Source organism: Mycobacterium sp. E3247, from assembly GCF_001667785.1.
In the GTDB taxonomy this organism is placed as follows: domain Bacteria; phylum Actinomycetota; class Actinomycetes; order Mycobacteriales; family Mycobacteriaceae; genus Mycobacterium.
The window spans coordinates 61,837-69,297 of sequence record NZ_LZJG01000537.1 but is presented as its reverse complement, the minus strand read 5'-3'; the positions used below and the strand labels follow the sequence as shown (position 1 = coordinate 69,297).

At 65.7% G+C, this 7,461-nt stretch carries 7 protein-coding genes; 2 read left to right on the top strand and 5 right to left on the bottom strand.

The annotated features are described in order from the left end of the window. The 4 genes from A9X04_RS27490 to A9X04_RS27475 all read right to left on the bottom strand — a co-directional run. Positions 1-461: ABC transporter permease (locus A9X04_RS27490; protein WP_197509447.1), on the bottom strand; the 461-nt coding region annotated here is incomplete at its 3' end. 1 nt (position 462) lies between these two features. Continuing rightward, positions 463-1,176, bottom strand: a complete 714-nt coding sequence (locus A9X04_RS27485) for an MlaE family ABC transporter permease (RefSeq protein ID WP_369804363.1) — start codon at positions 1,174-1,176, stop codon at positions 463-465. 759 nt (positions 1,177-1,935) lie between these two features. Continuing rightward, complete coding sequence (locus tag A9X04_RS27480; protein WP_067927795.1) at positions 1,936-2,604, bottom strand: TetR/AcrR family transcriptional regulator; 669 nt, start codon at positions 2,602-2,604, stop codon at positions 1,936-1,938. A 204-nt stretch (positions 2,605-2,808) separates the two neighbouring features. After that, the gene (locus tag A9X04_RS27475; RefSeq protein ID WP_067927791.1) at positions 2,809-3,114 is read right to left on the bottom strand and encodes a hypothetical protein; all 306 of its coding nucleotides are present in this window, start codon (positions 3,112-3,114) and stop codon (positions 2,809-2,811) included. A 331-nt stretch (positions 3,115-3,445) separates the two neighbouring features. Between A9X04_RS27475 and A9X04_RS27470 the strand changes: the two genes are divergently transcribed. Beyond that, the gene (locus A9X04_RS27470; protein WP_231985837.1) at positions 3,446-5,044 is read left to right on the top strand and encodes a cytosine permease; all 1,599 of its coding nucleotides are present in this window, start codon (positions 3,446-3,448) and stop codon (positions 5,042-5,044) included. Here A9X04_RS27470 and A9X04_RS27465 read toward each other — a convergent pair. After that, positions 5,041-6,375, bottom strand: coding sequence for an acyltransferase (locus A9X04_RS27465; protein ID WP_067927787.1), 1,335 nt, complete (start codon positions 6,373-6,375; stop codon positions 5,041-5,043). The genes A9X04_RS27470 and A9X04_RS27465 overlap by 4 nt on opposite strands. An 83-nt stretch (positions 6,376-6,458) precedes the next feature. Between A9X04_RS27465 and A9X04_RS27460 the strand changes: the two genes are divergently transcribed. Continuing rightward, on the top strand, positions 6,459-7,430 hold the full coding sequence (locus A9X04_RS27460; protein ID WP_067927785.1) for an aldo/keto reductase: 972 nt from the start codon (positions 6,459-6,461) through the stop codon (positions 7,428-7,430). The last annotated feature ends 31 nt before the right edge of the window (positions 7,431-7,461 follow it).

Genomic DNA, 7,461 nt, shown 5'->3' with positions numbered 1-7,461 from the left:
GCGTCGATCTCCTCGCTGATGCGCATGGCGCCCAGTTCGGCGGTGGCGCCGGCGCCGACCGTGGCGGCCAGCGCCTGGCCGGCGGCCACCGGCGCCACGAACCGCACGTTGACCAGGGCGGCCAAGAAGCCGGTGAATGCCTCGACACCGATGTTGCCGAGCGTCGCGTAGCCCTGGATGGCGACCAGTGAGCCGGCGGACAGGGTGATGAACCCGACGATGGCGGCGGTGCCGCCGACCACGGCCATCGCGCCGGTGCCCATGCCCATCTGGGCCACCATGCGCAGCAGCTCCTTGCGGTAGCGGTGCACGGCGAACGGGATCTGCCCGATTGCGCTCAGGGCGAACCAGACCATTTGCCCGATCTCGACCAGTACTCGGTCGGGGGCTTCCCCATATCGAATGAGGGCGGCCCGCGGAACGTGGAGGTGGCGGGCGGGAACCCCTGTGGCCGCGGCCATGTCAGCGCCCCGTCCCGAATCGGACGCCGATGGTGGTCAGCGCGGCGTTGACCGCGAACAGGGCGATGAAGCACAGCACCACCGTCTCGTTGACGGCGGTGCCCAAACCCTTGGACCCGCCGCGAACGATCAGCCCGCGGTAACAGCCGACCAGGCCGGCGATCAGCCCGAATGTCGCCGCCTTGATGAACGCGATCACCACCTCGGGCAGGCCGGTGAGCGCCGTGAGCGTGGAGAGGTAGGCACCGCTCGAGACGTTCTGCAGGTACACGCTGAACAGGTAGCCGCCCCCCAGGCCGACGGCGACCACGAGGCCGTTGAGCAGTACGGCGACGAGTGTCGAGGCGACGACGCGGGGGACCACCAGCCGGTGGATCGGGTCGATGCCGAGCACCTCGAGCGCATCGATCTCCTCGCGGATGGTTCGCGCGCCGAGGTCGGCGCAGATGGCGGTGCCGCCCGCGCCGGCGACCACCAGCACCGTCACGATCGGGCCGAGCTGGGTGACCGCGCCGATCGCGGCCCCGGCACCCGAGACGTCGGCGGCGCCGATCTCGGCCAGCAGCAGGTTGAGCGTGAAAATGAGGAGCACGGTTTCGGGGATGGACACCGCGATCGTGGGCAGCAGTGATACCCGCATGAGAAACCAGCCGTTCCAGATGAACTCGCGCCACTCGAACGGCTGCCTGAGCGCCTTGCCGGTCAGCACGCACATGCGGAAGAACCCGCCGGCCACTTCCGTGCCCGGTCGAATCCTTTGGCCTATTTTGCTGGCGGTCAGGTGTGAGGTGGTCATCCGCGCCGCCCCTGACCCGACCGCGCACTCAGTCGCGAGGGCTGCACTGCTGGGTCAAGCGGGGTACGCACGGTCGCTGGACGGGGATCGCGAGCGTGGACGTGAACCCGCCTCGCGGTCTGATTGATCTGGTGAGCTGGTATCGAAAGGCTCTGCAATGCGGCAGGTTTCGAAGTACCTGGCAGCGAATGCAACTCCGGGCTTCTGCTCTCTACCTCTCGCCGCGACGGCGCTCGGCGCTTTCCGCCGCTTGGCGCAGCACCTTGTTTCCAATGTCGGTCGACCAGGTGATCCCCCCGACCGGCACTTCGGGACCGTGCTTTCAGCTCCATGCCGCCCTCGTTTGCGCCACGCAGTCACTATTGCATTAGACCGTACGGTCAGTCAATAACCGCCACGCTGGCTCGAATTGCACCACCGAACTGCCCGAAGAGCGCTCGGAGCTGCAGTAGAGTTGTTCGGGCAAATACCAGGAACTTTGGCTAGTGACCGGGTGAATCGGTGTCCGGTGACAACGGACGGATAAAGAGAAAGCGGGCCCTTATAACCGACCGGGCGTACGGCGACGATGCCGCGCTCCGGCGCTCGTCTCCGGTCGGTTAAGAACGGCCAAGGCGATCAGGCGGGCAACAGTTCGGGCCAATTACCGACCCGCACAAGGTATTAGAGGCCGATCGGTCAATCACCAGAACTGGTGACTGCGGTGAGGCATTCGCGCACCACCGAGACGACCTCCGCGGAAGGGTTTGCCCACTTTCCGAGCGCCAGTCGGTCGAGTAGCAGTCCGCCGAGGAACACGTCGACGAACGCGGCACCGACTTGTTCGGGAGTCCGGGAACCGGTGGGATCGAACCATACCCACATCCACTGCAGCGATCCCCACAGCTGCAGTGCTGCCAGCTCGACGTCGACGCTTCGGAACACGCCGCTCTCTATCCCGTTGCGGATCTCGTCAGTTGCCAGCGCCTGCAACTGATTTCGCAACTTCCGCACCTGGTGCATAGCGGGGTCATCGAACAGCTGAACCACTTCGCGCTGGCTTGCCACCGTCGCATCGCGAGCGACCACTTGGAGCAGTGCGGAGGCGTAGATGATTGCGGCGATGCGTTCGTGCGGCGCGGCCAGGCGGGCCCACGCCATCTGCAGCGCATCGAGTTGGCGGGCCAGGTGGGTCTCTTCGAGTTCGCGCAACATCTGCGCTTTGGTCCCGAAGTGATGGACGATGGTGCCCTTCGACATGCCAAGCTCGTCGGCGATGTCGCCCATATTCGTTCTGTCGTAGCCGCGTTCGGCGACATAACGGACGAACGCGTCGAAAATCTCGCCACGTCTCCCAGGTCGGGGCATCTTCCACCTTCGACTCAAACTAACCGTACGAACGGTCTATCATAAGTTTCGCGATGTCAAGGTCCCGCCAGGTGTGCCGCGGGGTGGGACCGGCAGCCACCAGCGACATCGGTGGCTGAGAGGCGATCGGATCACCGCGCGGGTCGACCGCGCCAAGAAGGCGTGAAGAAACCGCCGGCCGGTCGGGCCCGTCGATCGGCGCGTCTACAGCGCCCTGGGGCCGCCGAATCTGTCCGGCGCGGTTACCACATACGTGTTCGCTTTGGCGGCCGGCTTGATCTCGCCGGCGGTGTACACGGTCATCAGCTCTCTGCCGTCGCCGTCGGCCACGCAGACATAGGTATCCGTCTCAGCGTCGTAGTCGAAGCTTTCCCAAGCCAATAAGAACGCCAAGCAGTTGCCATCGCGGTCGGTGACGACGAGCTTGTGGACCCCGGACTCCTTCAGAAGCTGGGCATCCTGCGCGCGTTGCTGAGGGATGTGATTGGTGTGGAGCGTAGCGTGTGACATCTGTGTACTCCCTTAGCGAGGGTGTCTCGGTCTAGCCTAGGCTCAACTGTTCACGGAATCCGAGCCTTGAGGAAAACGTTTTCTCCCCGGGTACCGTCCCGCCCAGGGCACTACGACCCCAATCGCGGGGTCGTAGGTCGCTTAGCCCACAGAGCGTGATGCCGGTCGGTGTATCCAGCACCTCGGCGGGCGGCTTCGCCGATGCCGGGCGTCACTTTGTCGCAACCCGCGTCGGTTATCTTCGTCGGGACTTGTGGGCGAGGGGGAGTGCATGACGCAGGAAACCGAATCCGACACCAATCCGTCCGCGGCCGAGGTGGACCTGGACACCATGACGGCCACCAAAGAGACGCTCGAAGATTACACGCTGCGGTTCGCACCGCGCAGTTATCGACGATGGTCGACAGCCGTAGTGGGCATCTCGGCGCTCGGCGGCATCGCGTATTTGGCCGACTTCGCGATCGGCGCCAATGTCGGCATCTCCTACGGAACCGGCAACGCGTTGTGCGGCATCGGGATCTTCGCCCTGGTGATCTTCGCGACCGGGCTGCCGTTGGCCTATTATGCGGCGCGCTACAACCTCGACCTGGACCTGATCACCCGGGGTAGCGGTTTCGGCTACTACGGCTCGGTGGTCACCAACGTGATCTTCGCGTCGTTCACCTTCATCTTTTTCGCCCTCGAGGGCTCGATCATGGCGCAGGGCCTCAAGCTCGGCCTGCGCCTCCCGCTTTGGGCCGGCTATGCCTGCTCGACGCTGATCATCTTCCCGCTGGTGATCTACGGCATGAAGGTGTTGTCCCAGCTCCAGCTCTGGACGACGCCGTTGTGGTTGATCCTGATGGTCGTTCCGTTCGTCTACCTCGTGGTGCGCCACCCGGACTCCATCCACCAGTTCTTCGGGTACCGCGGCCGCGGCGGCGGCGCGGTGAACATCGGCTCGACGTTGTTGGCGGCCGGCGTGTGCCTGTCGCTGATCGCGCAGATCGCCGAGCAGATCGACTACCTGCGTTTCATGCCCCCGCGGACGCCGGCGAACTCGCGCAGTTGGTGGACGTGGGTGCTGCTCGCCGGACCCGGCTGGGTCGTGTTCGGAGCGATCAAACAGATCATCGGCCTGTTTTTGGCCGTCTATCTGATCGCTCGCGTTGCGGGCTCGACGTCGGTCGCCAATCAGCCCGTGCACCAATTCTTGTTGATCTACCGCGACTTCATGCCGGGATGGCTTGCGCTGACACTCGCGGTGGTCCTGGTGGTGCTCAGCCAGATCAAGATCAATGTGACGAACGCATACTCGGGTTCCTTGGCGTGGACCAATTCGTTCACCCGGGTCACCAAGCATTACCCGGGGCGGGTCGTCTTCCTCGCCGTCAACCTCGTCATTGCGTTGATCATGATGGAATCCGACATGTTCGACGTCCTGAACACGATCCTGGGGTTCTACGCCAACTGTGGAATGGCATGGGTGGTGGCCGTGGCGTCGGACATCGTGTTCAACAAGTACCTGCTCAAGTTGTCACCGAAGCGCCCGGAGTTTCGGCGGGGCATGCTGTATGCCATCAATCCGGTGGGCTTCGGGTCGATGCTGTTGGCCGCCGGGTTGTCGATAGTCGCCTTCTTCGGCGGCCTCGGTGAGGCGCTGCGTCCGTACTCGCCGTTGGTGGCGATCGTCGTCGCGTTGGTCATGCCGCCGATCCTGGCGATCGCGACCAAGGGCAGGTATTACCTGCGTCGCACCCACGACGGCATCGACTTGCCCATGTATGACGAATACGGCAATCCCTCAGCGGCGCAGTTGAAGTGCCACGTCTGCCATCACGACTACGAGCGGCCGGACGTGGCGGCGTGTGAAACCCACGACGCGCATGTCTGCTCGCTGTGCCTGTCCACCGACAGGCTGGCCGACCACGTGCTGCCGGCCCACCACTAGGCGCCGCTGCGCCGCTGCGCCTCGACGCCGGTCACCGGCGACGGCGCCTTGGGCCGCAACGCCACCAAGACCGCGCCGGCGGCGAACACCGCCGCGGCCGGCCAGGAGAAGCGCCCGTCCGGTGCGAAGCCGCCCTGGGCCAAAAGGTGCAGACCAACGGCGGCCAGGACGGCGCCGGAGAGCATGATCGTTTCGCCCCAGCGATCGCCGAGCGGTAGTCCGAACGTCGGCAGCGGAACCGCGAAGAACCGCCGCTGCCACCACAGCAGCACCAACTCGACCGCCGTCACCACGCTGAGGATCGTGATCCACTCCAGTCGGACCAGCCACCACGTCGCAGACCCCTCATCGGGCTGGGGTATCAGGCCGGCCGGATAAGCGACGATCGCGACGATGACCACAGGAATCATGTGCCACAGGTAAAGCGCCATCACGTTGGCGTTGGCGGTCGACAACACGCGCCGCACGGGGCCGTGGTGCAGGACCCGGTCGAGCATCGCCGCAACTGCCATCGCCAGCCCGGCCTGCGTGCAGGCGAACGCCATCATCGCCACCGTGGGCGGCGTCGTGTTCTCGATCGGTTCCCCCGGAACGCCGATCATGCTCACCGGATACGGCCCCACTCGGATCAGCAGTGCCAGGGCGACGGCCGAACCGGCGGCGAGCAACACCGGTCTGCGGCCGGCCAACAGCCCACCCTCCCAGGCGATGCCGAGCTGATAGAGCAGGCCCCAGCACAACAGGTAGTTGAGCGAGCCGACGTAGGGCACGTGGCCCGCGAGCGACACGGCGTCGATCAGGACGACCCCGGCGGCCAGTACCGCCGGTACCCTCAGGCCCCAACGTCGATGTGCCGCAACGGCAATGGGCGTCAGTGAGACGACCAGCACGTACACGGCGAGGAACCACAGGTGCATGGCCACCGCCCACCCCGCGTATTCCAGCACGGTGCCCGGCACCCGTTGGGCCTGGAGCACCACCACGATCACCGAAACGAGCGCGACGTAGACCGTCGTCGGACCCAGCACCCGAGCCAGTCGATGCCGGATCCAGGCCTGGCGTGAGAAGCTGCCGCCCTCGCGGCGGTGCGCCCACGACACGGCTCCGGCGTAGCCGGCCACGAAGAAGAACACCGGCACCGCCTGGAAGATCCAGGTCAACCATTGCGTCCAGGGCATGTCCAGCAGCGGGTTCTCCCGGCCGAATTGCCCGTCGTGGTAGGTCACGGAACCGGCCAGCCAGTGGCCCAGCACGATGAGGACCACGCCCGACGCGCGGTAGAAGTCCACCGCCAGATTGCGGGCCGGTCGCGTCGTTTCTATGTCGTCCATCGGATCGCGGTCAGATCGATGCGGTGCACTCGCGCAACGGTACCCGCCCCACGCCCCGAAGTCGCTGAGCGCACAATGACGCCATGAAACAAGCTCGCCTTGCAGGCTTGGAGGTCGGCCGCATCGGCCTGGGCGCCATGGGCATGTCGGTGGCCTACGCCGGCGCCGGCAGCGACGACGCCGAGGCGATCCGCACCGTCCACCGCGCGATCGACCTGGGTGTCACGCTGATCGACACGGCCGAGGTGTACGGCCCCTACGTCAACGAAGAACTGCTCGCCCGCGCCTTGCAGGGGCGCCGCGATCAGGTGGTGCTGGCCACCAAGTTCGGCCTGATCTCGCACACCGGGCGCAACGGCCTGGACAGTAGCCCCGCCAACATCCGTATCGCCGTCGAGGGTTCGCTGCAACGGCTCGGCACCGACCGAATCGACCTCTACTATCAGCACCGCCTTGACCGGGACACCCCGATCGAAGACACGGTCGGCGCATTGGCCGAGCTGGTCGCCGCCGGGAAGGTCCGGCACATCGGCCTTTCGGAGGTCGGCGTCAACACCATCCGGCGTGCGCACGCGGTGCATCCCATCACCGCGGTGCAATCCGAGTATTCGCTGTGGACGCGCGACCAGGAAGACGAGATATTGCCGGTGCTGCGCGAATTGGGGATCGGATTCGTCGCTTACTCACCGCTGGGCCGCGGCTTCCTCACCGGCGCCATTCGCTCCACCGAGGGGCTGCCGGACAGCGACTACCGCAAGACCAATCCGCGGTTTTTCGACGAGAACTTCCAGCACAACCTGCAAAGCGCCGACGAATTGCGCGCCATCAGCGCCGACGTCGGTGCGACCCCGGCTCAGGTCGCTCTGGCCTGGCTGTTGGCGAAAGGGCCTGACATCGTGCCGATTCCGGGCACAAAGCGGGTGGCGCGGCTCGAGGAAAACGTCGGCGCCGACGCGGTCGAGCTCACGGCCGACCAGCTGTCCCGGCTCGATCGGATCACCCCGCCCGTGGGCGGCCATCATGCCGAAGCGCAGATGAGATGGATCGATCGCTGACGGGTGCGGGCGTGCGAGTCATGTTGCGGTG

Bases quoted from the DNA above. Each gene is read 5' to 3' on its own strand.
- A9X04_RS27485 (WP_369804363.1), bottom strand. From the start codon at position 1,176: ATGTGCGTGCTGACCGGCAAGGCGCTCAGGCAGCCGTTCGAGTGGCGC.
- A9X04_RS27480 (WP_067927795.1), bottom strand. From the start codon at position 2,604: ATGCCCCGACCTGGGAGACGTGGCGAGATTTTCGACGCGTTCGTCCGT.
- A9X04_RS27475 (WP_067927791.1), bottom strand. From the start codon at position 3,114: ATGTCACACGCTACGCTCCACACCAATCACATCCCTCAGCAACGCGCG.
- A9X04_RS27470 (WP_231985837.1), top strand. From the start codon at position 3,446: ATGACGGCCACCAAAGAGACGCTCGAAGATTACACGCTGCGGTTCGCA.
- A9X04_RS27465 (WP_067927787.1), bottom strand. From the start codon at position 6,375: ATGGACGACATAGAAACGACGCGACCGGCCCGCAATCTGGCGGTGGAC.
- A9X04_RS27460 (WP_067927785.1), top strand. From the start codon at position 6,459: ATGAAACAAGCTCGCCTTGCAGGCTTGGAGGTCGGCCGCATCGGCCTG.